The organism is Geobacillus uzenensis, from assembly GCF_002217665.1.
GTDB classification, from domain to species: Bacteria; Bacillota; Bacilli; order Bacillales; family Anoxybacillaceae; genus Geobacillus; species Geobacillus subterraneus.
The window spans coordinates 187,112-213,074 of record NZ_NEWL01000010.1 but is presented as its reverse complement, the minus strand read 5'-3'; the positions used below and the strand labels follow the sequence as shown (position 1 = coordinate 213,074).

General features: G+C 55.1%; 22 protein-coding genes. 1 reads left to right on the top strand and 21 read right to left on the bottom strand.

Going from position 1 to position 25,963, the window contains the following annotated elements:
• Nucleotides 1-43: 43 nt before the first annotated feature.
• From spoIIR to B9L21_RS16455, 12 genes are all read right to left on the bottom strand, one after another.
• Nucleotides 44-979, bottom strand: a complete 936-nt coding sequence (gene spoIIR, locus B9L21_RS16510; RefSeq protein WP_051391606.1) for a stage II sporulation protein R — start codon at nucleotides 977-979, stop codon at nucleotides 44-46.
• Between the two features lie 59 nt (nucleotides 980-1,038).
• Nucleotides 1,039-1,905, bottom strand: a complete 867-nt coding sequence (gene prmC, locus B9L21_RS16505) for a peptide chain release factor N(5)-glutamine methyltransferase (RefSeq protein WP_063167184.1) — start codon at nucleotides 1,903-1,905, stop codon at nucleotides 1,039-1,041.
• Nucleotides 1,895-2,971: a peptide chain release factor 1 gene (gene prfA / locus B9L21_RS16500; protein ID WP_063167183.1), complete on the bottom strand. Its 1,077-nt coding sequence runs from the start codon at nucleotides 2,969-2,971 to the stop codon at nucleotides 1,895-1,897. The genes prmC and prfA overlap by 11 nt, the downstream gene beginning before the upstream one ends.
• Nucleotides 2,972-3,064: 93 nt before the next feature.
• On the bottom strand, nucleotides 3,065-3,505 hold the full coding sequence (locus B9L21_RS16495) for a hypothetical protein (protein WP_063167182.1): 441 nt from the start codon (nucleotides 3,503-3,505) through the stop codon (nucleotides 3,065-3,067).
• Between the two features lie 319 nt (nucleotides 3,506-3,824).
• Entirely contained in the window at nucleotides 3,825-4,448 is a 624-nt protein-coding gene (locus tag B9L21_RS16490; RefSeq protein WP_063167181.1) for a thymidine kinase, read from the bottom strand.
• Nucleotides 4,449-4,609: 161 nt separating this feature from the next.
• Nucleotides 4,610-4,810, bottom strand: coding sequence for a 50S ribosomal protein L31 (rpmE, locus tag B9L21_RS16485; RefSeq protein WP_008880715.1), 201 nt, complete (start codon nucleotides 4,808-4,810; stop codon nucleotides 4,610-4,612).
• Between the two features lie 255 nt (nucleotides 4,811-5,065).
• Complete coding sequence (gene rho / locus B9L21_RS16480; RefSeq protein WP_063167180.1) at nucleotides 5,066-6,340, bottom strand: transcription termination factor Rho; 1,275 nt, start codon at nucleotides 6,338-6,340, stop codon at nucleotides 5,066-5,068.
• Nucleotides 6,341-6,602: 262 nt separating this feature from the next.
• Nucleotides 6,603-7,565 carry a class II fructose-bisphosphatase gene (glpX, locus tag B9L21_RS16475; RefSeq protein ID WP_011888409.1) on the bottom strand — a complete coding sequence of 321 codons (963 nt, stop codon included), beginning with the start codon at nucleotides 7,563-7,565 and terminating at the stop codon, nucleotides 6,603-6,605.
• 34 nt (nucleotides 7,566-7,599) lie between these two features.
• Entirely contained in the window at nucleotides 7,600-8,886 is a 1,287-nt protein-coding gene (locus tag B9L21_RS16470; RefSeq protein ID WP_063167179.1) for a UDP-N-acetylglucosamine 1-carboxyvinyltransferase, read from the bottom strand.
• A 130-nt stretch (nucleotides 8,887-9,016) separates the two neighbouring features.
• A complete protein-coding gene (gene fsa, locus B9L21_RS16465; RefSeq protein ID WP_063167178.1) occupies nucleotides 9,017-9,658 on the bottom strand; it encodes a fructose-6-phosphate aldolase in 642 nt (213 codons plus the stop codon).
• Between the two features lie 92 nt (nucleotides 9,659-9,750).
• Entirely contained in the window at nucleotides 9,751-10,614 is an 864-nt protein-coding gene (locus B9L21_RS16460; RefSeq protein ID WP_063167177.1) for a class II fructose-bisphosphate aldolase, read from the bottom strand.
• 163 nt (nucleotides 10,615-10,777) lie between these two features.
• A complete protein-coding gene (locus B9L21_RS16455) occupies nucleotides 10,778-11,140 on the bottom strand; it encodes a response regulator (RefSeq protein WP_063167176.1) in 363 nt (120 codons plus the stop codon).
• A 123-nt stretch (nucleotides 11,141-11,263) separates the two neighbouring features.
• On the opposite strand from B9L21_RS16455, the gene B9L21_RS16450 reads away from it, so the two are divergent.
• Nucleotides 11,264-11,785 carry a DUF2529 domain-containing protein gene (locus B9L21_RS16450; protein WP_063167175.1) on the top strand — a complete coding sequence of 174 codons (522 nt, stop codon included), beginning with the start codon at nucleotides 11,264-11,266 and terminating at the stop codon, nucleotides 11,783-11,785.
• 79 nt (nucleotides 11,786-11,864) lie between these two features.
• On the opposite strand, the gene B9L21_RS16445 is transcribed toward B9L21_RS16450, so the two are convergent.
• From B9L21_RS16445 to B9L21_RS16405, 9 genes are all read right to left on the bottom strand, one after another.
• Nucleotides 11,865-13,460: a CTP synthase gene (locus B9L21_RS16445; protein ID WP_063167174.1), complete on the bottom strand. Its 1,596-nt coding sequence runs from the start codon at nucleotides 13,458-13,460 to the stop codon at nucleotides 11,865-11,867.
• Nucleotides 13,461-13,625: 165 nt separating this feature from the next.
• Nucleotides 13,626-14,183, bottom strand: a complete 558-nt coding sequence (rpoE, locus tag B9L21_RS16440; RefSeq protein ID WP_063167173.1) for a DNA-directed RNA polymerase subunit delta — start codon at nucleotides 14,181-14,183, stop codon at nucleotides 13,626-13,628.
• Between the two features lie 292 nt (nucleotides 14,184-14,475).
• The gene (gene icmF / locus B9L21_RS16435; protein WP_063167172.1) at nucleotides 14,476-17,733 is read right to left on the bottom strand and encodes a fused isobutyryl-CoA mutase/GTPase IcmF; all 3,258 of its coding nucleotides are present in this window, start codon (nucleotides 17,731-17,733) and stop codon (nucleotides 14,476-14,478) included.
• Nucleotides 17,734-17,750: 17 nt separating this feature from the next.
• Nucleotides 17,751-18,383: a TetR/AcrR family transcriptional regulator gene (locus tag B9L21_RS16430; protein WP_063167171.1), complete on the bottom strand. Its 633-nt coding sequence runs from the start codon at nucleotides 18,381-18,383 to the stop codon at nucleotides 17,751-17,753.
• A 284-nt stretch (nucleotides 18,384-18,667) separates the two neighbouring features.
• Nucleotides 18,668-19,810 carry an acyl-CoA dehydrogenase gene (locus tag B9L21_RS16425; RefSeq protein WP_063167170.1) on the bottom strand — a complete coding sequence of 381 codons (1,143 nt, stop codon included), beginning with the start codon at nucleotides 19,808-19,810 and terminating at the stop codon, nucleotides 18,668-18,670.
• 42 nt (nucleotides 19,811-19,852) lie between these two features.
• On the bottom strand, nucleotides 19,853-20,995 hold the full coding sequence (locus B9L21_RS16420; protein WP_063167169.1) for an acyl-CoA dehydrogenase: 1,143 nt from the start codon (nucleotides 20,993-20,995) through the stop codon (nucleotides 19,853-19,855).
• Between the two features lie 48 nt (nucleotides 20,996-21,043).
• Nucleotides 21,044-21,895 carry a 3-hydroxybutyryl-CoA dehydrogenase gene (locus B9L21_RS16415; protein WP_063167168.1) on the bottom strand — a complete coding sequence of 284 codons (852 nt, stop codon included), beginning with the start codon at nucleotides 21,893-21,895 and terminating at the stop codon, nucleotides 21,044-21,046.
• Between the two features lie 440 nt (nucleotides 21,896-22,335).
• Entirely contained in the window at nucleotides 22,336-23,514 is a 1,179-nt protein-coding gene (locus B9L21_RS16410; protein WP_063167167.1) for an acetyl-CoA C-acetyltransferase, read from the bottom strand.
• Nucleotides 23,515-23,678: 164 nt separating this feature from the next.
• Nucleotides 23,679-25,775, bottom strand: coding sequence for a (Fe-S)-binding protein (locus tag B9L21_RS16405; RefSeq protein ID WP_063167166.1), 2,097 nt, complete (start codon nucleotides 25,773-25,775; stop codon nucleotides 23,679-23,681).
• Nucleotides 25,776-25,963: the final 188 nt, after the last annotated feature.

Genomic DNA, 25,963 nt, shown 5'->3' with positions numbered 1-25,963 from the left:
GAATAAATCTGTTATTTTTGTGGATAACTTTGTGGATAGGATCTTATGGAATGAGATGGGCCAGCCACTCTTTGAAGAAAAATTTCACTTCGATCCGCTGTTCCGGCTCAGCGATGACGACAGGAGAAGCGTTTCCGCCGTCTATTCCTCCCCCTTCACTCGCATCCTCGCCCGTGTTCTTCGCAGCGGTGCTCGCGTCGTCTGCCTCATTGTCCACACCGCCCACACGAATCCCCACGTCATCCACATCTTTGCTCACACTATCTGTCTCAGCACTTATCGTGTCCTCGGCCGCTGCGCGGCGCCCCGTCTTCTCCATGGCCGCCGCGGTGCTCCCGCCTTCTTGTTCATCCGGCTGCACCGCCTCCTTGTCACTCTGCTTTCTCTTAACGGGCTGATCGGCCTCGGCCGGTGCCGGCTTACTTGTCTCGTTTGCCGGCCTTTCTTCCGCTCTCATCATCACAGCGTCACCGTTGGAAAAGTCGAGAAAACAAAGCGGCGGGAACAAGACACACCACCAGTTTGACCCTTTCCCTTCCCCGAGCGTAATGAGGACCGCATCGTACGTGCCGGCCGGATAGACGTAGTCGCCATACACTTTCGTCGGAAAGCGAACCGGGCCAAACTCTACTTTGTACGACTGGCTGCTTTGCTCATCACGGAGCACGCGAGCGACTGTCTGTTCAATGTCCGGCAGGCGGGAGCGGATGACGCGCTTCGCTTCGTCGAACGACGTCAGTTCAGCGACCCAGCTGTTGATTTGCGCGTTCACCGCATCGCGCACGTTTCGTTTCAATTCTTGGTCAGCAGCCGCATCGCTGTTGGCTAAAATGCGCAAGCGAACCGCCTCGTCGGGAACCGCGACCGCGGCGTTGGCCCCAGCATCGGTCTGCTGGCCGTACAGCTGAACGAGGACGCCTGTTGTTAATAGAATGATATATAAACATACAGCGATGGAATTTCCCTTCATTCTCATCATCGGCACCGTCCTTTCACCTCTCATTGTGGACGGCGCCGCCTCATTTTAAACCTATGAATCTAATTTTTTCTTGTCATATAAACCATTCGGTCCTTGCCGTTCAAATCAAAGGCCACTTCGACCCGCGCCTCGGGAAACGCTGCCGCTAAAAGCGCAGCGACCGCTTCCCCTTGTCCGGCGCCGACTTCAAACGCGACAAGCGCCGGGACGCCGAGCACAAGCGGCAAATCGCGAGCGAAGCGGCGGTAAAAGTCAAGCCCGTCGCGGCCGCCAAAGAGCGCGGTGTGCGGCTCGTAGTCTTTCACGACCGGAGAGAGCAACGCAGCATCGGCCTCGGGAATGTACGGCGGATTCGAAACGACCACATCGACGGTTCGTCCTTGTTCGATGAGCGGCTGCAATAAGTCGCCGCGCAAAAACGAAACGCTTGCCCCAAGCCGGCGAGCGTTTTCCCGAGCGACTGTGAGCGCTGCTTCGGAAATATCGGTGGCAGTCACCGACAACGCTTTGTTCTCTAGCGCCAATGTCACAGCGATCGCTCCGCTGCCGGTGCCGACATCGACGACATCAATCCGCTCCCGGCCGGCAAATAGGCGCGGCACGCGCTCAAGGACGCCAAGCACCAACTCTTCCGTTTCCGGGCGCGGGATGAGCACATGACGGTTCACAAGGAACGGCCGTCCGTAAAACGATTCATGGCCGATCAAATATTGAACCGGCACATGGTGTAAGGCATGGCGGCGCACATCGGCCGTAAACCGTTCGTACACCGCTTCCTCAACGGGCTCGCGCCAACGGGCGAACAGCCCGGCCCGGTCAGTGCGCAAATGGTGGCACAACAGCCACTCGGCCGCCCGCTCCTCCTTCCCATGGGCGCGCAAAAAAGAAGAAGCCCAGGCGAGGACTTCATGCACGTTACGACGCATCGTTCGCTTGCTCCAATTTTTTCGCCTGGTCGTCTAAAATGAGCGCCTCGATAATTTCATCAAGCTGCCCGTCCAACACGAGGTCAAGCTTTTGAATCGTCAGCCCGATGCGGTGGTCGGTGACGCGGTTTTGCGGGAAGTTGTACGTGCGGATGCGCTCTGAACGGTCGCCGGTGCCGACCGCCTGCTTGCGCGTCTGGTCATATTCGGCGCGCGCCTCTTGCTGGTATTTGTCGTAAATGCGGGCGCGCAACACTTTCATGGCCTTCTCTTTGTTTTTAATTTGCGATTTTTCGTCTTGGCATGTGACGACAATGCCGGTCGGAATATGGGTGAGGCGTACGGCCGACATCGTCGTGTTGACGCTTTGCCCCCCTGGCCCGCTCGAGGCGAACGTATCGACACGAATGTCTTTTTCATGAATGTCGACTTCGACTTCTTCCATTTCCGGCAGACAGGCGACCGTTGCCGTCGACGTGTGGATGCGCCCGCCCGACTCCGTTTCCGGAACGCGCTGGACGCGGTGGGCGCCGTTTTCAAACTTCAGCTTCGAATACGCCCCTTTTCCGTTGACCATAAAGATGATTTCTTTATAGCCGCCAAGGCCGGTCGGGCTCGCTTCGATCACTTCTGTTTTCCACCCTTGCGACTCGGCATAGCGCGTGTACATTCGGTACAAGTCGCCGGCAAACAGCGCCGCTTCCTCGCCGCCGGCGGCGGCGCGAATTTCCATAATGACGTTTTTCTCATCGTTCGGATCTTTCGGCAAAAGCAGCACTTTCAACTTCTCAACGAGCGCCGCTTCCCGTTCTTCGAGTTCATCAATTTCCTCTTTCACCATCTCGCGCAGCTCTGGCTCAAGCTTTTCTTCCAACATGGCCTTCGCTTCCGCGAGCTGGTCGCGAACGGACTTGTATTCGCGGTACGTTTGCACCGTTTCCGCCAAATCGGCCTGCTCTTTCGAATAATCGCGCAACTTTTTCGGATCGTTGATGACGGCTGGATCCATCAACAGCTCGTTTAATTTTTCATACCGTTGTTCGACAGCTTCTAACCGGTCAAACACATCATTCACCTCTGTTTTTCAGCACAGTCTAATTTCAAATTATATCATGAAACAAGACCAAACAAAAACCCCCGCTTTTGGCAAGCGGGAGTGTTAGTTCACGCGCACGATAATTTCGTACGTCGGAATCGCTTTTGTCAGCAGTTTGTCGATGCGGCTCGCCTCACGTTGCCGCTCTTCGGCGGACAATGTTTCCGGCACATCGACTGTGACATACATATTGCTGCCGTGAAACCAGATGGAGTCGGCGCGGTAATCGGTATGCCGCTCAATGAGTTGTGCGGCTTTCCGCGTATCGGCGCGCTGGTTTTCGCTTCCTTCGGTCAAACTAATGAAGTTCGGGTTTTGCCGCGTTTTTTCTGGGTCGTCAAAGTTGTTGTACAAGTCGTGATCCGCATCCATTTTCGGCCGCTCGTCCGTCATCAGCCGCGTACCGTTTTTGTCTTCGCTTTGCTGGCGGTAAGACGAATGATCCGGGGTCAACGAACAGGCCGAAAGCAACAAGGCAATCCCTAACAGCCAGATGCGTTTCATTGTTTTCGCCTCCCTGCTGTTAGGATGCCCGTGACAAGCCATAATATTTATATCCTCTCCGAGCGGAGAGGCCACCGCCTTTAAACAAAGGAAAAAGCCAAGCCGCGGTTTGTGGGCAACTATGTCATTCATTCCCCCATTGAGCGGGGCGGCGGAAACATCCGGCGCGCGCCGGCATTGGTCACCGTTGGTAAATGGCGCATTCAGTAAACAAACGGCTTGCGGTTTGCCGCGAATTTTCTCTTTTCCCGTTGTTTACCGACACGTCTAGCAAGCGATGGGAACACCGATACGTATCGTTCTTGATCCCCTGATCCTGTCACTCGCCGGCACGTTCAGCGAGCGGATGGCCATGGCGCTTTTTCGGTTTGCCCGGCACTTCGTGATGATGGCGGCAACGGGGTTCGTACGCTTCGCTGGCACCGACAAGAATGATCGGATCGTCATAAGAAGCAGGCGCACCGTTAATAAGCCGCTGCGTCCGGCTGGCTGGGGAACCGCAGACGGTGCATACCGCTTGCAGTTTCGTCACCGACTCGGCGATCGCCATGAGCGCGGGCACCGGTCCGAACGGTTCGCCGCGGAAGTCTTGATCCAACCCGGCGGCGATGACGCGATAACCGCGATCCGCGAGCGTCTGCACAACATCAACAATGTCATCGGAAAAAAACTGCACTTCATCAATGGCGACGACATCGGTGGCAGCGGAAATGTAACGAAACAGTTCGGCCGGCGTCGCGACCGGGATGGCGATCACCGAATTGCCGTTGTGCGACACGACTGCGTCTTCGCTATAACGATTGTCGATCGTCGGTTTGAACACTTTCACTTCCTGCTTGGCAAACTGGGCGCGGCGGATGCGGCGGATCAGTTCTTCCGATTTGCCGGAGAACATGCTGCCGCAAATGACTTCCAGCCAACCGGACTGCGTCATCACATACATCGGGGGCCTCTCCTTTCGCTCAACACTGTCATCGAAAAACGAGCCAACCGCACCGGACCGAAACGGCCGGCAAGATCCGCTCTATGGGCAACGGTTCGTCCATCTGCCCTCACGAAAAAGCAGGCAAGCGGTGCGCTTGCCTGCTTTCGTCCGTTCTTTTTTTACTTAAGGCCGTATTTTTTATTGAATTTATCGACGCGGCCCGCTGCCGAAACGAATTTTTGTTTGCCCGTGAAGAACGGATGGCATTCCGAGCAAATCTCGACGCGCAGCTCGTCTTTGACCGAACCGCTTTCGAACTCGTTTCCGCATGCGCAGCGGACGATCACTTTTTTGTACGCTGGATGGATCCCTTGTTTCATCGTTTTCATCTCCTTCCGCCCTGTATCTCATCGAAACAGAGTTATTCGTTCGTGCGGGCTCGATGCCCGAGGCGCTTCCGCCTTTCCGGCGAAGCGCCGCGCATGGAACGGCCGGGGCTTTATGAGAGCAGCCCGGCCGGTGCAGACGGTTCATCGTGTGAACACATAAGCGCTAGCTAAAACACACATGTTAAGATTATAACAGCTTTTCCGCTGATTTGCAATGGGCGATTCCCGGCAAATTCCGCCAGCCATTTAGAGGCGAAGCGGGCCGCCGCTTTTCCATTCTTGATCGAGCAAGGCGAAAAATTCTTCGTTCGATTTCGTGCGGCGCAGCTTGTTTAAAAACCGCTCGATAAAGTCCGGAGAATCAGCCATCGTTTTGCGGATCGCCCACAGTTTATCCAAATGTTCTTTCGGAATAAGCAACTCCTCTTTGCGCGTTCCGGAGCGGCGAATGTCGATCGCTGGGAAAATGCGACGCTCAGCGAGCGACCGGTCGAGGTGGAGCTCCATGTTGCCTGTTCCCTTGAATTCTTCGTAAATGACATCGTCCATGCGCGAGCCGGTATCGACTAAGGCCGTCGCCAAAATCGTTAAGCTGCCGCCCTCTTCGATGTTGCGGGCCGCACCGAAAAACCGTTTCGGGCGGTGAAATGCGGCCGGGTCGATCCCGCCGGAGAGCGTGCGACCGCTCGGCGGAATGACTAAGTTGTACGCCCGGGCCAAACGGGTGATGCTGTCCATTAAAATGACGACATCGCGCTTATGCTCGACCAAACGCATCGCCCGCTCTAAGACGAGCTCGGCCACTTTAATATGGTTTTCCGGCACTTCGTCAAACGTCGAGCTGACGACATCCCCTTGTACGGACCGCTCGATGTCGGTCACTTCTTCCGGCCGTTCGTCAATCAAAAGGACGATCAGCTCGACGTCCGGGTGGTTGGCGGTGATGCTGTTGGCGATTTCTTTAAGCAGCATCGTTTTCCCTGCTTTCGGCGGCGCGACGATCAGCCCGCGCTGCCCAAAGCCGACCGGGGCGATGAGGTCGATGATGCGGGTCGACAACTTGTCCGGCGTTGTCTCGAGCTTCATTTGCCGATTCGGATATAAAGGGGTTAACGCTGGAAAATGGACGCGCTCTTTCGCGATTTCCGGGTCTTCCCCGTTGACCGCCTCGACGTGGAGCAAGCCGAAATAGCGCTCGTTTTCTTTCGGCGGCCGCACTTTGCCGGATACTTTATCCCCGTTGCGCAAATCAAAACGGCGAATTTGGGAAGCGGAAATGTAAATGTCTTCCGAGCTCGGGGAGTAGTTGATCGGGCGCAAAAAGCCGAATCCTTCCGACGGAATGATTTCGAGGACGCCTTCCATGAAAAAGAGGCCGTCTTGCTCGGCACGCGCTTTCAAAATAGCAAAAATAAGCTCTTTTTTTGTCAATTTGCTGTAATACGAAATTTTATATTGCCTGGCGAGCTCATACAGCTCTTTTAACTTCATGTTTTCTAAAGCCGCTAACGTTAACTCCATCTTGACACCACACTTTGCAAAGTTTCCTATGCTCCCATCGTTCGCGTTCGGACATATTTGTCATCAATTCGACAGGCGAAGGGATCATTCGTTTAGAAGATGATGAAGGCTGAAATAAGGAAGTAGAATGGCAGAGCTTATTTTTGCACAGGTAACACGACTATTTTACCCTTTTTTCCTATTTTTAATCAATCTTTTTTTGCTTTCCCGGTCAGGGAGCGGCCCGGGAAACCGGCGCCGCCGCCAAGCCGGATAAGGGGCGCTACTTAATGACTAAGTTCGGTTTTTTCTTCAAGCTATGCCGCCCCTCAATGAAGCGGACAGTGCCGGATTTGGCGCGCATGACGACCGAGTGGGTGAGGCCGTATGCCCCTTTCAGCTGCACGCCGCGCAGCAGCTCGCCATCCGTGACGCCGGTGGCGGCAAAAATGGCGTCGTCCCCTTTCACTAAGTCGTCCATGCGCAACACTTTGTTCACGTCGATCCCCATTTGTTTGCACCGCTCAAGTTCGGCGTCATTTTGCGGCAGCAGTTTCCCTTGCAGTTCGCCGCCAAGGCACTTTAACGCAACGGCCGCGAGCACCCCTTCCGGTGCGCCGCCTGAGCCGAATAAAATGTCGACGCCGGTATGGTCAAACGCCGTGTTAATGGCGGCGGCGACATCGCCGTCATTAATGAGCTTAATGCGCGCGCCAGCCTCGCGCAGCTCTTGGATGAGCCGTTCGTGGCGCGGACGATTGAGGACAATGGCGACCACATCTTCAATGTCTTTGTTTTTCGCTTTCGCCACCGCTTTTAAATTGTCGATGATCGGCGCTTCAATATCAATCATGCCGACCGCTTCCGGACCAACGGCGATTTTTTCCATGTACATATCCGGCGCATGGAGCAAATGGCCGTGGTCAGCGACGGCGACGACAGCCAGCGCATTCCAGCCCCCGGAAGCGACAATGTTCGTCCCCTCAAGCGGATCGACAGCGACATCGACGCGCGGGCCGTAGCCGTTGCCGAGCTTTTCTCCAATATACAGCATCGGCGCCTCATCCATTTCCCCTTCACCGATGACGACCGTCCCTTTCATCGGCACCGTGTCAAATACATCGCGCATCGCCGATGTCGCTGCGTCGTCAGCCTCATTCTTTTTTCCGCGCCCCATCCAGCGGGCCGCGGCAAGCGCGGCTGCTTCGGTGACGCGCACAAGTTCCATCGACAAGCTTCGTTCCATTGTCGTTCTCCCCTTCCCCTTTACTTGCCAGACGTCAAGCGTTTTTCACCTGCTCAATTTCCTCATCGGTCATTTTTTCGCGCCAAATCGTAGCGCCGATCTCAGACAGCTTTTCAACTAACCCGCTGTAGCCGCGGTCGATATGCTCGACGCCGGTAATTTCCGTCACTCCTTCGGCCATGAGCCCGGCGACAACGAGCGCCGCCCCGGCGCGCAAGTCGCTCGCTTTCACTTTTGCCCCTTGCAACCTGACCGGCCCGGTGATAATGGCTGAGCGGCCTTCGACTTTCACGTTCGCGTTCATGCGCCGCAATTCGTCGATATGTTTGAAGCGCGCGCTGTAAATCGTATCGGTGACGACGCTCGTGCCGTTCGCTTTCGTCAACAAAGCGGTAAACGGCTGCTGCAAATCGGTCGGAAACCCCGGGTAGACGAGCGTTTTGACGTCAACCGCTTTCAAAACATCGGAGCCGCGAATCAAAATTTGATCCGCGCCTGTCTCGACGTGCACGCCCATTTCACGCAACTTCGCCGTCAGCGATTCGACGTGCTGCGGGATGACGTTGTCGACGACGACTTCGCTGCCGATCGCCGCAGCGGCGATCATATACGTACCGGCCTCAATCCGGTCCGGGATGATGGCGTGGCGGCAGCCCGATAATTTTTCGACGCCGTCGATGCGGATGACATCGGTGCCCGCGCCTTTAATTTTTGCGCCCATGTTCGAAAGCAATGTCGCCACATCAATGATTTCCGGCTCTTTCGCGGCGTTTTCGATAATCGTCCGCCCTTTGGCGCGCACCGCCGCCAGCATAATGTTGATCGTCGCACCGACGCTGACGACGTCCAAAAAAATGCGGGCCCCGCGGAGCTCCTCAGCGCGCAAATAAATGGCGCCCTGCTCGTTCGTCACCGTTGCACCGAGCGCCTCAAACCCTTTAATGTGCTGGTCGATCGGACGCGGCCCGAGATGGCAGCCGCCCGGCAGGCCGACGACCGCTTTTTTGAATCGGCCAAGCATCGCTCCCATCAAATAGTACGAGGCGCGCAGTTTTTTCACTTTTCCGTTCGGAAGCGGCATGGAAACCATGTTCGTCGGATCGATGACCGCCTCTTTGCCGTCAAACGAAAACGAACCGCCGATCTCCTCGATCAAGCTTCCTAAAATGTGCACGTCGGAAATGTCCGGCAACCCTTCGATCGTCACCGGCGAATCGGCTAAAATCGCCGCGGGAATCAAGGCGACCGCGCTGTTTTTCGCGCCGCTCACTTTGATCGTCCCCCGCAGCCGATCCCCGCCGATAATTTTCATTTTATCCATCGTCGTCTCCCTTCTTTGCTCGGAAGTTGGCTTCACCCCTAGGAACGAGAAAGCGGCCGGGCGGGCTCGACTCCCCGACCCGAACGCGGTCGGGTGAGCCCGCTTAACCTAGGAGGCAAACGGCCTATTTTCATTGTTGCCGATTCCAGTCGGCGAGAAACTTCTCGATCCCTTGGTCAGTGAGCGGATGGTTAAACAATTGCATGAGCACTTTGTACGGGACAGTGGCAATATGCGCCCCACGCAAAGCCGCTTCTGTCACATGGAGCGGGTGGCGGATCGAAGCCGCGATGATTTCTGTTTCAATGCCATGAATGTTGAAAATATCAGCGATGGTGGAAATGAGCTCTAAGCCGTTATGGCCGATATCATCGAGGCGGCCGAGGAACGGAGAGACGTACGTCGCGCCGGCGCGCGCAGCCAACAGCGCCTGGTTGGCGGTAAACACGAGCGTGACGTTCGTTTTGATGCCTTTTTCGCTGAACGTTTTTACCGCTTTTAACCCTTCCGGCGTCATCGGCACTTTAATCGTGATGTTTGGAGCGATTTTCGCCAGCTCCTCGCCTTCTTCGATCATGCCGGCCGCCTCGGTTGAAATGACTTCCGCGCTGACCGAACCGGAGACGATCGACGTAATTTCGCGCAGCCGGTCATGGAACGAGACGTTTTCTTTCGCCACTAAACTCGGGTTGGTCGTTACGCCGGCCAAAATACCGAGTTCATGGGCGTGTTTAATCTCCTCTAAATTGGCTGTATCAATAAAAAATTTCATTAGTGACCCTCCTTGTCGTTGTTTGGATGCAAGCGGGCAAGCCCGGGCGGCGGCCGAAAGCCGCCTGCTAGGCCGATCTTGCCGTTTGCCTGTTATTGTGCTGCTTTTCCGGACGAACCGAACTCGCGCATTTTACCGATGACCGTCGCTTTGATCGCATCGCGGCCCGGGCCGATGATTTTGCGCGGGTCATAAACGTTCGGATCTTTTGCGAGCAGCTCGCGGACGACTTTCGTGAACGCCATTTGGTTTTCTGTATTGACGTTGATTTTCGATGTGCCAAGGGAAATCGCGCGCTGGATTTGCTCAGTCGGGATGCCGGTACCGCCGTGAAGCACGAGTGGAATGCCGGTTAAATCGCGGATTTGTTCCATCTCGGCAAACCCGAGTTTCGGCTCCCCTTTGTACGGGCCGTGCACGGAACCGAGCGCCGGAGCAAGGCAGTCGATGCCTGTCCGCTTGACAAGCTCTTCACATTCTTTCGGATCGGCGTAAATGACGTCTTCACCGACGACGTCGTCTTCTTGCCCGCCGACGATGCCGAGCTCAGCTTCAACGGAGACGCCGCGTGCATGGGCGTATTCAACGACTTGCGAGGTGATGCGGACGTTCTCTTCAAATGGATGATGGGAGGCGTCAATCATGACCGAGGTGAACCCGGCGTCGATTGCCGCTTTACATTTTTCAAAGCTCGAGCCATGGTCGAGGTGAATGGCGACAGGAACTGTAATGTTCATGTCTTCCATTAAGCCTTTCACCATGTTGACGACCGTTTTAAACCCGCCCATATAGCGAGCCGCTCCTTCAGAAACGCCGAGAATGACCGGCGATTTTTCTTCTTCGGCTGCCGCTAAAATGGCTTGCGTCCATTCCAAGTTGTTAATGTTAAATTGGCCGACCGCGTATTTGCCGCGCAGCGCCTCGTTGAGCATCTCTTTCATCGATACTAACGGCATGGTTACATCCTCCTTAGCTGATCGTCGTCTTTGTCGCCATGGCGGAACGTAGGCCCACAGGCGCAAAATACATCTACGTTATAAGCATACCAACTTGCCGGCAAAACAGCAACATTTCCCTTCTTCATTCTGCTAACGTTGCACAGGCAGCTGAAAAGAGCTTTTACAAGGAAATATATTTTTTGACGGCAGCGCGCAAATCATCGATATCAAACGGCTTGGCAAAATGCATCAGCGCGCCGAGCTCTTTTGTTTCCTGGATCATATCGAGCTCGCCATACGCCGTCATGATGATCACTTTAATATCCGGGTCGATGTCTTTTAACCGCTTTAAAATTTCAATACCGTCCATGCCGGGAATTTTCATATCGAGAAGCACAAGGTCGGGATGGTGTTTGCGAACGATTTCAAGCGCCTGCATGCCGTTGGCCGCCTGGTATGTCACATACCCTTCCCGTTGAAACACTTCGTTTAACAAAATGCGGATGCCATACTGGTCGTCGACAATTAAAATTTTGTTTCCCACGGTTATGCACCTCTATTCCCTTTTTTCTCCCTATTAATGTTTCGCATTTCCCGAACGTATTTCCTGCTTGCTTTTCTTGCCATTTGCAGATTTTGTATAATAACGGCGAAAGGAGGCCGAACGATGAAAATTTTGACGACACAAACAATCGGACTGCTGCAAAAAATCGCCGCCGATGAAGAGCTGGCGCTCGAAGACGGAGCGCGCTTGCTCGCCCAGGCAGCCATTAGCAACGGACGCATTTGGCTGTATGGAACAGGCGAGCTCGATGCGGTCGTTGCTGCCGCCCTTCTCGGCCCGGATTCGCTGCCAAAAGCGGCGCACCTTGAACCGGAGGCGGCCGATGACTGGAACGAAACGGATCGGGCGCTTGTGTTCGCCCGTTTTTCCAACGACAAAGAGGCGATCCGTCTCGTCGAACAGCTGCAAGCGAATGGCGTTGATACGGTCGCTGTCTCGACGCTTGTCAAAGACGAACCCGGATTAGCGGATATCGCCGCCGTCCATATTGACAGCAAGCTCTCCCGCCCGCTCGTGCCGACCGAAGACGGCCGCCGCATCGCCATGCCGACGGTCGTTGCCGCTTCGTTCATCTACTACGGGCTGCTTGTGTTGCTTGACGAAATTTTGGAAGAGTATCAGTAACCGCCGCCGCGAAAGCGGGTGCGCCTACCGGATGAAGCTATCAAAAAACGGTGTCCGGCAAACGGACACCGTTTTTTCGTCATTGTTTCAACGACGCTTTGACAAACTCGCGGAAGAGCGGCTGCGGCCGCGTCGGACGGGAAGTAAATTCCGGATGGAACTGCGCGGCGACAAACCACGGATGGTCTTTTAACTCGATCACTTCGACGAGCCGCCCGTCCGGGCTCGTGCCGGAGAAGACAAAGCCGTGTTCTTCCATTAAATGGCGGTACTGGTTATTGAATTCGTACCGATGGCGATGACGCTCGTAAATGACTTCATCGCCGTACGCCGCATGGGCGAGCGTCCCTTCTTGCAGCTTGCACGGGTACAAGCCGAGGCGGAGCGTTCCGCCTAAATCTTCGACATCTTTTTGTTCCGGAAGCAAGTCGATGATCGGGTGCGGCGTGTTCGGGTCAAACTCCGCCGAATGGGCGCCCGCAAGGCCGACGACATGGCGGGCGAATTCGATCGACGCAAGCTGCATCCCTAAGCAAATGCCTAAAAACGGCACGCGCTGTTCGCGGGCGTAGCGGATCGCTTCAATTTTTCCTTCGACGCCGCGGTCACCAAACCCGCCCGGAACGAGAATGCCATCAGCCTCTTTCAACAGCTCGGCCACATTATCGCGCGTCACATGTTCCGCATTAATCCATTGAATGTCAATATCCGTATCAAACGCATAGCCGGCGTGGCGGAGCGCTTCAACGACTGAGATGTAGGCGTCGGGCAGCTCGACGTATTTGCCGACGAGGGCGATTTTCGTCGTTTTTGATAAGTTGCGCACTTTCTCCACGAGCGCTTTCCATTCGGTCATGTCCGCGTCGCGGCAGTTGAGGCGCAAATGTTCACAAACGATTTGGTCGAGCTTTTGCTCCTGCAGCATGAGCGGCACGGCATACAGCGTATCCGCATCGCGCGACTCGATGACCGCCTTCGGGTCGATGTCGCAAAAGAGGGCGATTTTGTCTTTCATTTCTTGCGGCATCGGCATTTCCGTACGCACGACGATGATGTTCGGCTGAATGCCAAGGCTGCGCAGCTCTTTCACGCTATGCTGCGTCGGCTTCGTTTTCATTTCCCCGGCCGCTTTAATGTACGGCACGAGCGTACAATGAATGTACATGACATTTTCGCGGCCGACATCGCTTTTGATTTGGCGGATGGCCTCTAAAAACGGAAGCGACTCAATGTCACCGACCGTGCCGCCGATCTCCGTAATGACGACATCGGCGTTCGTCTCCTTCCCGGCGCGGAAGACGCGGTCTTTAATCTCGTTTGTAATGTGCGGAATGACTTGCACCGTACCGCCTAAGTAGTCGCCGCGCCGCTCTTTGCGGATGACGGCGGAATAAATTTTTCCGGTGGTGACGTTGCTGTATTTGTTCAAGTTAATATCGATGAACCGCTCATAATGCCCTAAATCCAAATCCGTTTCCGCACCGTCATCGGTGACAAACACTTCGCCGTGCTGGTACGGGCTCATGGTCCCCGGGTCGACGTTAATATACGGGTCAAACTTTTGGATCGTCACGTTCAAGCCGCGGTTTTTCAACAGCCGCCCGAGCGATGCGGCCGTAATTCCTTTTCCTAGCGAAGAAACGACACCGCCCGTCACAAAAATGTACTTCGTCATCTTGTCTTCCCCCTTGCCGAAATTACAGTAACAGTTTCAGTGTTTGCGAAAGGCGCAAATAAAAAACGCTCCGCTTACCACACGTAAGGGAGCGATGATTTCATTCATCCGTTTTTCAAGAGCCCAACACACATTGTACCGAGTTCCCCCGGCAAAGTCAAGCGGTTATTCGTCTTCCTCCGGCTCCTCGAGATCGAGTTCTTCGTCGAGCGGCTCTTCGTCCAGTTCAAACTCTTCCTCGTCGAGCATGTCGTCTTCAAAATCGACATCTTCGTCAAGGTCGAACTCCTCGTCTTCAAGCAGTTCTTCGTCGTCGACTTCAAGCTCTTCATCATCGTATTCGTCAAGATCCTCGTAATCAAGATCCTCTTCGTCAAGCAGCTCTTCGTAATCGTCGTATTCGTCATCAAGCGCTTTTTTCTTCTTCTTCGGCTTGACAATCGTCACCGTTTCGTCTTCCGTCTGATCGAACGGATACCATGCGCGCAGTCCCCAGACGTTTTCCCCGACGCAAATAAACCGTCCGTCGATGTTTAAATCGGTGTAATACTGGGCAAGCCGCGCGGCGATGTCATCCTCCGCTGCGCCGGTCAATGCCGCTACCTCGCGGACGATTTGGTCAAACGGCAGCGCCCCCCGCTTATCAAGCAAAATGAGGTTCGCCAACTCGACGAACGACATCTCCTGCAATTCCTCTGGCGAGTATTGCTGCTGCAGGCTCAAATTCAGCACTCCCCTTCTATATAATGAAACAAATGAATGCAAGTGGAATACATACCATTCATTATAAACAAATTGCCGGCGTTTATGCTAGCTATTTAGCGAAAAAAGCAAAAAGAGAACCGCCCCATAGCGAAGGCAGCCCTCTTTTCGCCATAGCCATTCAATGACAGCCATTCTCTTCGACCCAGCTTTCCCGTTTTGACCTAGGCAAGCGAAGAAGCATACATAGTTTGCGTCATGCCAAGCAAGGAGGCGGATCACTACGTCCGGCCAAGACTAGCGAACACACGTTCTACATATTCCGCCGGTATTGCCCGCCGACTTCGTACAACGCGCGGGTAATTTGCCCGAGGCTCGCGACTTTGACCGTTTCCATCAATTCTTCGAAAATGTTGCCGCCGCTGATCGCCACTTGTTTTAAGCGCTCAAGCGCCGGGCCGGCTTTATCTTTGTTCCGCGCTTGGAATTCACGCAAATTGTGGATTTGCAGCTCTTTTTCTTCATACGTCGCCCGGGCAAGTTCAAGATTGTTCAGCTCATCTTCTGACGGCGGGTTCGGATTTAAGAACGTATTCACGCCGATAATCGGCAGTTCCCCGCTATGTTTTTTCGTCTCATAATAGAGCGATTCGTCTTGAATTTTGCCGCGCTGATACTGCATTTCCATCGCTCCGAGCACGCCGCCGCGGTCATTTAACCGCTCGAACTCTTGCAAGACGGCTTCTTCGACAAGGTCGGTGAGCTCCTCAATAATGAACGATCCTTGGAGCGGATTTTCGTTTTTCGCCAGGCCAAACTCTTTTGTAATAATGAGCTGGATGGCCATCGCCCGACGGACCGACTCCTCGGTCGGTGTTGTGATCGCTTCGTCATAGGCGTTCGTATGGAGCGAGTTGCAGTTGTCGTAAATCGCCAACAACGCCTGCAATGTCGTGCGGATGTCGTTAAAATCGATTTCTTGGGCGTGGAGCGAACGGCCGGACGTTTGAATATGGTATTTCAGCTTTTGGCTTCGTTCGTTGGCGCCGTATTTCTCGCGCATGGCAACCGCCCAAATGCGGCGGGCGACACGGCCGATCACCGAGTATTCCGGGTCGAGGCCGTTGCTGAAGAAAAACGACAAGTTCGGCGCGAAGTCATCAATATGCATGCCGCGGCTTAAATAATATTCGACGTACGTAAAGCCGTTGGCGAGCGTAAATGCCAGCTGGGTGATCGGATTCGCTCCAGCCTCGGCGATATGGTAGCCGGAAATCGACACGGAATAATAGTTGCGGACGCGGTGCTGAATGAAATATTCTTGAATGTCGCCCATCATTTTCAAGGCAAAATCGGTGGAGAAAATGCACGTATTTTGCCCTTGGTCTTCTTTTAAAATGTCGGCCTGCACCGTGCCGCGCACCGTTTGCAGCGTCGCGGCTTTCACTTGTTCATACTCTTCCGCGGTGAGCGGGCGGCCGAGCTCTTGTTCCCGCTTTTCGACTTGCTGATCGATGGCGGTGTTCATAAACATCGCCAGCAAAATCGGAGCCGGGCCGTTGATCGTCATCGACACCGAGGTGAGCGGATCGCACAAGTCAAACCCTTTATACAGTTTTTTCATGTCATCGAGCGTACAAACGCTGACACCGCTTTCCCCGACTTTGCCGAAAATGTCCGGCCGGTAGTCCGGGTCTTCGCCGTAGAGCGTGACCGAGTCAAACGCCGTGCTGAGCCGCTTCGCCTTGTCTTCTTTGCATAAGTAGTGGAAGCGGCGGTTTGTGCGCTCCGGCGTCCCTTCGCCGGCAAACTGGCGCTTCGGGTCTTCCCCTTGGCGCTTGAACGGGAAGACGCCGGCCGTATACGGGAACGAGCCAGGAACGTTTTCTTTATACACCCAGCGCAAAATTTCTCCGTAATCTTTAAACTTCGGCAAGATCACTTTCGGAATGTCCAAGCCGGACAACGTTTTTGTCGTCAGCTCAGTGACGATTTCTTTGCCGCGCACGTTCGTCACGAATTGCTTAGCCGCGTATTTCGCTTTCGTTTCTTCCCACGTCGCCAAAATGTGTTTCGATTCCGGCGTCAGCTTCGCCTCGTAATCGGCCTTGAGCATCTCGAGCGCGCGGATGACGTCCTCAGCCTCGCCGCGCTCATTGGCCGCTTCAATCGCCCCTTCGATTTGAAACAGGCGGCGCGCAATCTCTGCCTGCTGTTCGGCACGGCGGTGGTACGAGCGCACCGTCTCAGCGATTTCGCGCAAATAATAGCGGCGCTCGTTCGGAATGATGACGTTATGCTTTTCAACGTTGGCAACCGTTTTTAAATTCGTTTTCCAATTTGTTCCTGTTTTCTGGTTGATCGTATCGATGAGGGCGACAAAAAGCGTGTTCGTGCCCGGGTCGTTAAACTGGCTGGCAATCGTGCCGTACACCGGCATTTCCGACACGTCGCGGTCAAACAGCTGACGGCTGCGCTGATATTGCTTTTGCACTTGCCGCTTCGCATCTTCCGACCCTTTGCGCTCAAATTTGTTAATGGCGATCAAATCAGCATAATCGATCATATCGATTTTCTCAAGCTGCGTCGGCGCCCCGAACTCGCTTGTCATCACGTACATCGACACGTCGCACACTTCTGTAATGGCGGCATCGCCTTGGCCGATCCCGCTCGTTTCAATAATGACGAGATCAAAACCGGCCGCTTTGACGACTGAAATGGCGTCGCGAATCGCTGGCGACAGCTCGGAGCGGGAATGGCGCGTCGCTAGGCTCCGCATATAGACGCGCGGCGAATGGATGGCGTTCATCCGAATTCGGTCGCCTAACAGCGCCCCGCCCGTTTTTTGTTTCGTCGGATCGACGGATAAAATGGCGATTTTGATCTCAGGAATTTCATTTAAGAACCGGCGGACGAGCTCGTCGGTAAGCGAGCTTTTCCCCGCTCCGCCCGTACCGGTAATGCCGAGCACCGGCACGCGCTGTTCCATCGCCTTCACTTGCTCGATGACTGCTTCAGCCGCAGCGGCCGCCTCCTGTCCTGCCTCGGCGCGGTATTCGCACAGCGTGATGAGCCGGGCCACGGCTTGCACATCGCCGGTTTGGAGCCGTTCGATTTCATCGGTCACGGCAGTCACGGTCGGAAAATCGCACTCTTCCAGCATCACGTTAATCATCCCTTGCAAGCCGAGGGTGCGGCCGTCTTCAGGCGAGAAAATGCGGGCGATTCCGTATTCATGCAATTCCTTGATTTCGCGCGGGATGATGACGCCGCCCCCGCCGCCGTAAATGCGAATATGGGGCGCCCTCCGCTCTTGCAGCAAATCATACATATATTTAAAAAATTCCATGTGGCCGCCTTGGTACGAAGAAACGGCAATGCCTTGCACATCTTCCTGAATGGCCGCATTGACGATCTCTTCGACCGAACGGTTATGGCCTAAATGGATGACTTCGGCGCCGCTCGCCTGCAAAATGCGGCGCATAATGTTGATCGAGGCATCATGGCCGTCAAATAAGCTTGACGCTGTCACAAAGCGGACGTGATGCTTCGGACGATAAATATGCGCCATCGTCTCTCCCCCTTTGTTCAAACTTGCTGTTTCTCCATAATCCCCTTTAATAAAAACTCGGTCTGCCATTCAATGTATTCTTCGAGCGTATACATTTTCCTCAGCGCCCATCGCCGGAACGCCCACATTTGCCCAAGCACGATAATGTTGTGGGCAAAGAGGCGAATCTCGCCTTCGGAAAGCTGCAGCGCCCCGCTTTCGACGCATGTGCGCAAAATACGCTCGAAAATGGCCGTCATCTCGAGCTCTTTATTGAGAACGTACGGGAGCGACTCTTTGCTTAACGCCTTCAGCTCTTGGTACATGACGAGCACTTCGTCATCGAGCTCATCAACGACGCGAAAATAGTGGGCGATCGCACGCCGCAGCCCTTCAACCGTGCCGTGATGATCGCCAAGATCTTGTTCGGTCCGCTCCCGCACCTCGTCGTAAATGCGGTCGCACACTAAATACAAGACATCTTCTTTTTTGCGAATGTATTCATACAGCGTGCCGATGCTAAACCCGGACGCTTTGGCGATTTCCCTCGTCGTCGTTTGGTGGAAGCCTTTTTGTTTAAAAAGAGAAATGGCGCCTTTAATCATTTCGTTGCGCCGTTTTTTCACGAGCTTCTCATCTTTGACCGATGCGATCACTTCCCGTTTTTTCATGCAGATTCCTCTCCCCCATTCCCGTTTAGCAGCTAGGCTGGCGCCCCGCACAGCTTCCCGTTCGCGCCGCAGAACGGGACATGTCGTGCGGCATACGGTTGAAATCATCGCCATGACCCGCACGGCACATCCCCGAAATCATTAAGAACCCCCTGACAGCAGCACAGAGAGCGCGCTCCTTGAAACGGCTGCCGCGATTCGCGCATCCAAACGAGGAAATGGCGCGCAACCAAGCGCCGCGGCCATCAATCACGCGTCAACACGAATGAGTTGACGCGCAGCGTTTAATCGCGCGTCAACATGCGCGAAATAACGAGGCGCTGAATTTCTTGTGTTCCTTCGTAAATTTGCGTGATTTTTGCATCGCGCATAAACCGTTCAACCGGATAGTCTTTCGTATAGCCGTTGCCGCCAAAAATTTGCACCGCATCAACCGTCACTTTCATCGCCGTGTCGCCGGCAAACAGTTTTGCCATCGCCGATGCCTTGCCGTACGGCAAGCCGTTTGACTCAAGCCATGCCGCTTGGTATGTCAAGAGCCGCGCCGCTTCAATGGCGGTGGCCATGTCGGCGAGCTTAAAGGCGACGCCTTGCTGCTCAGCGATCGGCTTGCCGAATTGGATGCGCTGTTTCGCGTAGTCAATGGCGGCATCGAGCGCTCCTTGGGCGATGCCGACCGCTTGGGCGGCGATGCCGTTGCGGCCGCCGTCTAACGTCATCATCGCGATTTTAAATCCTTCTCCCTCTTGGCCAAGCAAGTTTTCTTTCGGGATGCGGCAATCTTCAAAAATGAGCTCGGTCGTCGGCGATGAACGAATGCCGAGTTTCTTTTCTTTTTTGCCGATCGAAAAGCCCGGTGTCCCCTTTTCAACGATAAAAGCGCTGATTCCTTTATGCCGTTTTTCCGGATCGGTGACGGCAAAGACGACGTAAATTTCCGCCTCACCGCCGTTCGTGATCCACACTTTCGACCCGTTTAACACGTAATGGTCGCCGTCTTTGATGGCGCGCGTTTTCATCGAGGCGACGTCAGACCCCGCCCCCGGCTCGGACAGTCCGTACGCCCCGAGCTTTTCTCCGGTCGCCAAAGCGCGCAAATACTTCTGCTTTTGCTCTTCCGTGCCGAACTTGTAAATCGGCCAACTCGCGAGCGAAATATGGGCGGAAAGCGTCACCCCGGTCGAGGCGCAGACGCGCGACAGCTCCTCAACGGCGATGACATACGCCAAATAATCGCTGCCGATGCCGCCGTACTCTTCCGGCCACGGGATGCCCGTTAAGCCGAGCTCGGCCATTTTGTTAAAAATGCCGCGGTCAAACCGCTCTTCCTCATCGCGCTCAGCGGCGGTTGGCGCCACTTCGTTTTCGGCAAATTCGCGCACCATTTTTCGCAGCATTTCATGTTCTTCGCTCAATTGAAAGTTCATCGTTTCATTCCCCCGTTTTCTATAAACATCCTCTTCCCCTTGTTACTGTTTGGTCAGCTGCTTGCTGATGACGATTCGCTGGATTTCGCTCGTTCCTTCGTAAATTTGCGTAATTTTCGCATCGCGGAACAGCCGCTCGACCGGGTAGTCTTTCGTATAGCCGTTGCCGCCGAAAATTTGCACCGCTTCAATGGCGTTATCCATCGCCGTTTGCGAGGCAAATAGTTTGGCCATCGACGCTTCTTTGCCGCACGGCAAGCCTTGGGCGCGCAGCCAGGCGGCGCGGTAGACGAGCCATTTCGCCGCTTCCGCCGCCGTCGCCATATCGGCAAGCTTAAAGGCGACGCCTTGCTGCTCGGCGATCGGTTTGCCGAATTGGATTCGTCCTTTTGCGTACGCCGCCGCATGTTCGACCGCGGCTTCTGCGATGCCGAGCGCTTGGGCGGCGATGCCGATCCGGCCCGCATCAAGGTTGGCCATGGCGATTTTAAATCCTTCCCCTTCTTGGCCGAGCAAGTTTTCCGCCGGCACCTCGGCGTCTTCAAACGTCACCGTCACCGTCCGCGAGCCGTGCAGCCCCATTTTCTTTTCATCTTTGCCGATCGCCATCCCCGGCGTTCCTTTTTCAACGATAAACGCGGAAATGCCGCGGCTTCCGGTTTCCTCCGGATTCGTGCGGGCGAAGACGATGTATGTGTCCGCTTCTCCGCCGTTGGTGATGAACATTTTCGAGCCGTTCAATACGTACGTATCGCCGCGGCGCACCGCTCTCGTTTTTAAGCTTTTCGCATCCGAGCCGGCGCTCGGTTCGGTGAGGCAAAACGCCCCCAAATAGTCGCCGCGGGCAAGTTTCGTCACGTATTTTTGTTTCTGGTCTTCCGTGCCGAAATACAAAATCGGGTTTGTGCCGACTGACGTGTGCACCGATAAAATGACACCGACCGTCGGGCTCACTTTAGAAATTTCGTGGATGGCGATAATATATGAAACAAAATCCATGCCCGCGCCGCCGTACTGTTCCGGAACAGTGATCCCCATCAGGCCGAGCTCGGCCATTTTCGTTAAAATCGGACGCGGAAATTCGCCTTGCTCCATGCGCTCGACAAACGGGGCGATTTCCGCCGCCGCGAATTCGCGCACCATTTGCCGCATCATTTCTTGTTCTTCCGTAAACCGAAATTGCACGGGACATCCCCCTTTGTCATGTTGCTCGTCAATGTTGCTTTGACCCGCTTACTCGTACGTGTAAAATCCGCGGCCTGTCTTGCGGCCAAGCCAGCCAGCCTTGACGTATTTACGCAACAGCGGGCATGGGCGGTACTTGTCATCGCCGAACCCTTCATGAAGCGTTTCCATAATGTATAAGCACGTATCCAATCCGATAAAGTCAGCGAGCGTGAGCGGCCCCATCGGATGGTTCATGCCCAGTTTCATCACTTCATCGATCGCCTCTTTGGTCGCTACCCCTTCGTACAGGGCGTAAATCGCTTCGTTAATCATCGGCATGAGGACGCGGTTGGAAATAAAGCCCGGAAAGTCGTTCACTTCCACCGGCACTTTGCCGAGCGTCCGGGTGACCGCTTCAATCGTCTCATACACGTCATCGGCCGTCGCTAAGCCGCGGATGATTTCCACCAGCTTCATGACCGGCACCGGATTCATAAAGTGCATGCCGATCACTTTCTCCGGCCGCTTCGTCGCCGCCGCGATTTCCGTAATCGGAAGCGACGACGTGTTCGACGCTAAAATCGTTTCCGGGCGGGCGATTTCATCCAGTTCGGCAAACAGCTTCGTTTTCACGTCCATGTTTTCAACGACTGCTTCGATGACAAGATCGGCGTTGACGGCAGCGCGCAAGTCATTGGAGCGAGAAAGCCGCGCCAGCGCCGCATCTTTGTCCGCCGCCGCCATTTTCCCTTTTTCCACTTGACGGGCGAGCAGTTTTTCGATGTTTTGCATTCCTTTGTCTAATTGCGCTTCGCTAATATCATATAAAAGCACGTCATAGCCGGCGACAGCGCATACTTGAGCGATGCCCGATCCCATTTGTCCGGCGCCGACGACCATGATCGTTTTGACGTCCATGTTCCTATCCCCCTGTCTATGTGTATTTCTGAAAAATGAACGTGCATCACATCCGCTAGATTCACGGCGCTAATGGCGCGGTGCCGACAGCAAGGAACATCGCGGCGGCACACCGCTTCCTCCCCCGCAGCGGCTGCACGGGGGCGCGCGGCCGCATCTTGCGCCTTGACGTTGTTCTGGGGATACCGCTCCGGTTCATAGACGCGCTGCTAGCAGCAGGCCGCGTCCTCTGCCGTTTTGTCCCCATCGCCGAAGGGCGGGGCGGCGACACGTCCCGTTTCGCGCCGCGTCACCAAGGGACAGGATCGCAGCAAGCCGCTTCCTGCATCTTGGCGACAGCCGGCGACACGCGCCTTGGCGGCGGGCTGTCGTGCGGGGACATGCGGCGACAGCCATGTCATCCCCGCACGGCTACGGGAGAGACGCGCCCTTGGCTTCCCTTATACCTCAACTAAGATGGCGTCGCCTTGGCCGCCGCCGCTGCAGATCGCGGCGATGCCGAGGCCGCCGCCGCGGCGTTTCAGCTCATGAATGAGCGTCAAGATGATGCGCGCACCGCTCGCGCCGATCGGATGGCCAAGGGCAACGGCGCCGCCGTTGACATTTACTTTTTCCGGGTCAAGGCCGGCGATTTGGATGGCCGCCAGTGCGACGGCGGCGAACGCTTCATTCACTTCGAACAAGGCGATGTCATCGACCGTTTTTCCCGTTTTGCGGAGCAGCTCGTTAATGACAAGCCCCGGCGTTTTCGGGAAGTCTTTCGCCTCGACAGCGATGGCCGTGTGGGCGACCACCGTTGCGAGCGGCTCGAGCCCTTCGCGGGCGGCGCGCTCTTCGCTCATTAAAACGAGCGCGGCGGCGCCGTCGTTGACGCCCGGGGCGTTGCCGGCCGTAATCGTGCCTTCATGGTCAAATACCGGCGGCAGTTTCGCCAGTTTTTCAAGCGACGTATCTTTCCGCGGCGCCTCGTCGTGTTCAACGACAAGCGGGGCGCCTTTGCGCTGCGGAATCGTCACCGGAACGATTTCTTCCGCGAGGCGGCCGGTTTCGATCGCAGCGATGGCGCGCCTATGGCTGCGGTACGCCCACTCGTCTTGTGCCTCTCTGGTGATGCCGAGCTCACGCGCTGTATTGCCGCCGTAAACGCCCATATGGACGCCGGTGAAGCTGCATGTGAGGCCATCATATACCATCAAATCTTTGACCGTGCTGTCGCCCATCCGCAGCCCCCAGCGCGCTTTCGGCAACACGTACGGCGCGTTGCTCATCGACTCCATCCCGCCGGCGACGACGACATCGGCGTCGCCTAAGCGGATGAGCTGGTCAGCAAGAGTGACGGCGCGCATGCCGGACGCGCACACTTTGTTCACCGTCTCGGTGCGGACGTGCCACGGGATGCCGGCATGGCGCATCGCCTGCCGCGACGGAAGCTGCCCTTGTCCGCCTTGCAGGACCGTACCTAAAATGACATGATCGACTTGTTCTGCGCTCACGTTGGCGCGGGCGAGCGCCTCTTTCACGGCGATGCCGCCGAGCTCTGATGCTGATAACGCTCGCAACGCGCCGCCTAATTTTCCGAACGGGGTGCGCACCCCGCTGACAATCACCGTTTTCCCCATCATTCCTCTCCCCCTTTTCAGATAAGAAAGCGATTACAAAATACAGACTGAACGTTCGCTCGATAGCGAGGCGAAAGAGAAGGCGTACAACCGTACACCATCTCTTTCCAAACACAATTTGTTACTTACTATTTTAAAAAATAGAAATTGTCTATGCAACTATTTTATGATGCGGCTTCGTTTTTTTCCTCCCCAAACACCGATTTCGCCAACAGTTCCGCGACATCGTACGTCGAAACGCGGTCTTCCACTTCTTTCGCCTTCGTGCCGTCCGACAGCATCGTCAAACAGTACGGACAGCCGGAGCTGATGACCGTCGGGTTAACAGCGAGCGCCTGCTCCGTGCGGGCGACGTTGATCCGGTTGCCGGTCGTCTCTTCCATCCACATGAGGCCGCCGCCGGCACCGCAGCACATGCCGCGTTCGCGGTTGCGCTCCATTTCGACGAGCTCGACGCCCGGGATGGCGCGCAAAATTTGTCTCGGTGCGTCATAGACGTCATTGTAGCGCCCTAAATAGCACGAGTCATGGAACGTGATGCGCTCGTTGACCGGATATTTCGGCACAAGGCGCCCTTCTTCGATGAGCTTGGCAAGCAGCTCGGTATGGTGGTACACTTCGGCTTCGAGCCCGAAGTCCGGGTATTCGTTTTTAAACGCATTGTAGGCGTGCGGGTCGATCGTGACGATTTTGTTAACGCCCGCTTTTTCAAACTCGGCGATGTTGTTCGTCGCCAACTCCTGGAATAAAAACTCGTTCCCTAACCGGCGCGGCGTATCGCCCGAGTTTTTCTCCTTGTTGCCTAAAATCGCAAACTTGACGCCCGCTTCGTTCAGCAGTTTGGCAAAAGCAAGGGCGATTTTTTGGCTGCGGCTGTCGTATGAGCCCATCGAGCCGACCCAGAATAAATACTCGATCTCTTCCCCGGCCTTGGCCGCTTCTTTGACCGTTGGGACGTGGACGTCGTCGCGCAGCTCGCGCCAGTTTTCCCGCTCTTTCCGGTTTAAGCCCCACGGGTTGCCTTGGCGCTCGATGTTCGTCATCGCCCGCTGCGCATCCGGATTCATCCGCCCTTCGGTCAACACGAGATAGCGGCGCAAGTCGATAATTTTATCGACGTGTTCGTTCATGACCGGGCATTGGTCTTCACAGTTGCGGCACGTCGTACAGGCCCAAATTTCTTCCTCGGTGATAACATCGCCGATCAAGCTCGGCATTTCAATCGCTGCCGCCTGCTCCGATGCCGCGGCGAACGCGAGCTGGTTGCCTTTCGTGTTTTTAAAGGCGAACGTCGGCACCCATGGGGCGCGCGACGTGACGACCGCCCCTTTTTCCGTCAAATGGTCGCGCAGCTTCAAAATCAAGTCCATCGGCGACAACATTTTCCCGGTGCCGGTCGCCGGGCACATGCTCGTACAGCGGCCGCACTCGACACAGGCATACAAGTCGATCAACTGCTTTTGCGTAAAATCTTCAATTTTGCCGACGCCAAACGATTCTTGGCTTTCGTCTTCAAAGTTGATCGGCGAAAGCTTCGGCCGCGTCAGCCGGCCGAAAAAGACGTTGATTGGCGCCGCGATCAAATGGGCGTGCTTTGACTGCGGCACATACACGAGGAACGTCAGCAAAATCAACAAATGCACCCACCAGGCAACAAAGAACAGCACCGCGGCCCCGGTTTCGCCGATCCATGAGAACGCGCCGGCAATGAGCGAGGCAACCGGCTCGCTCCATGTCGCCTCTTCGCCGTGCCAAATTCTGCTCATCCCGTTGCCGAACAAAACGGACAACATGAGTCCGCCGATAAAAAGGAGCACAAGTCCGGCTTTGAAATCGCGCTTTAAGCGGACGAGCTTTTCAATGTAGCGGCGGTAAAAGGCAGCGAGCACGGCGATTAAAATGAGCAACGTGACGATTTCTTGGAAAAACGTAAATCCTGGATACAGCGGCCCGAGCGGCAAATGCGCTCCGGGCGCGAGCCCTTTGATGATAAAGTCAATCGCGCCAAACTGAACGAGAATAAAACCGTAGAAAAAGACGACGTGGATCAGCCCGCTTTTTTTGTCTTTGAGCAGCTTTTTCTGGCCGAAGACGTTGATCCAAATGTTGCGCAGCCGCTCGTTCACTTTTTCATCAAACTCGACTTTTTTGCCGAGCTTAATGTACATCGCCCGTGTTTTCACGACATACGCAAACAAGTAGATGGCGTAAGCGGTTACAAACAAAAACGCGAGCCAATTCACCAGTACTAAGGCGTTCATCTTCTCTCCCCTTCCCCCGCTTTTCCGGCGAATTTGTTGCCATAACAAAACAAATTTTCAGAATTGTGATTTACGTCTATTGTACAAATGAATGAGCATTCAGTCAATAGCTTTTTTCTCATTTCTTTTCGCGTTCGAGCAAAAGCCGGAGAGGAGGCCGATATATTGGCCAGCCAGACGGTTCGCTC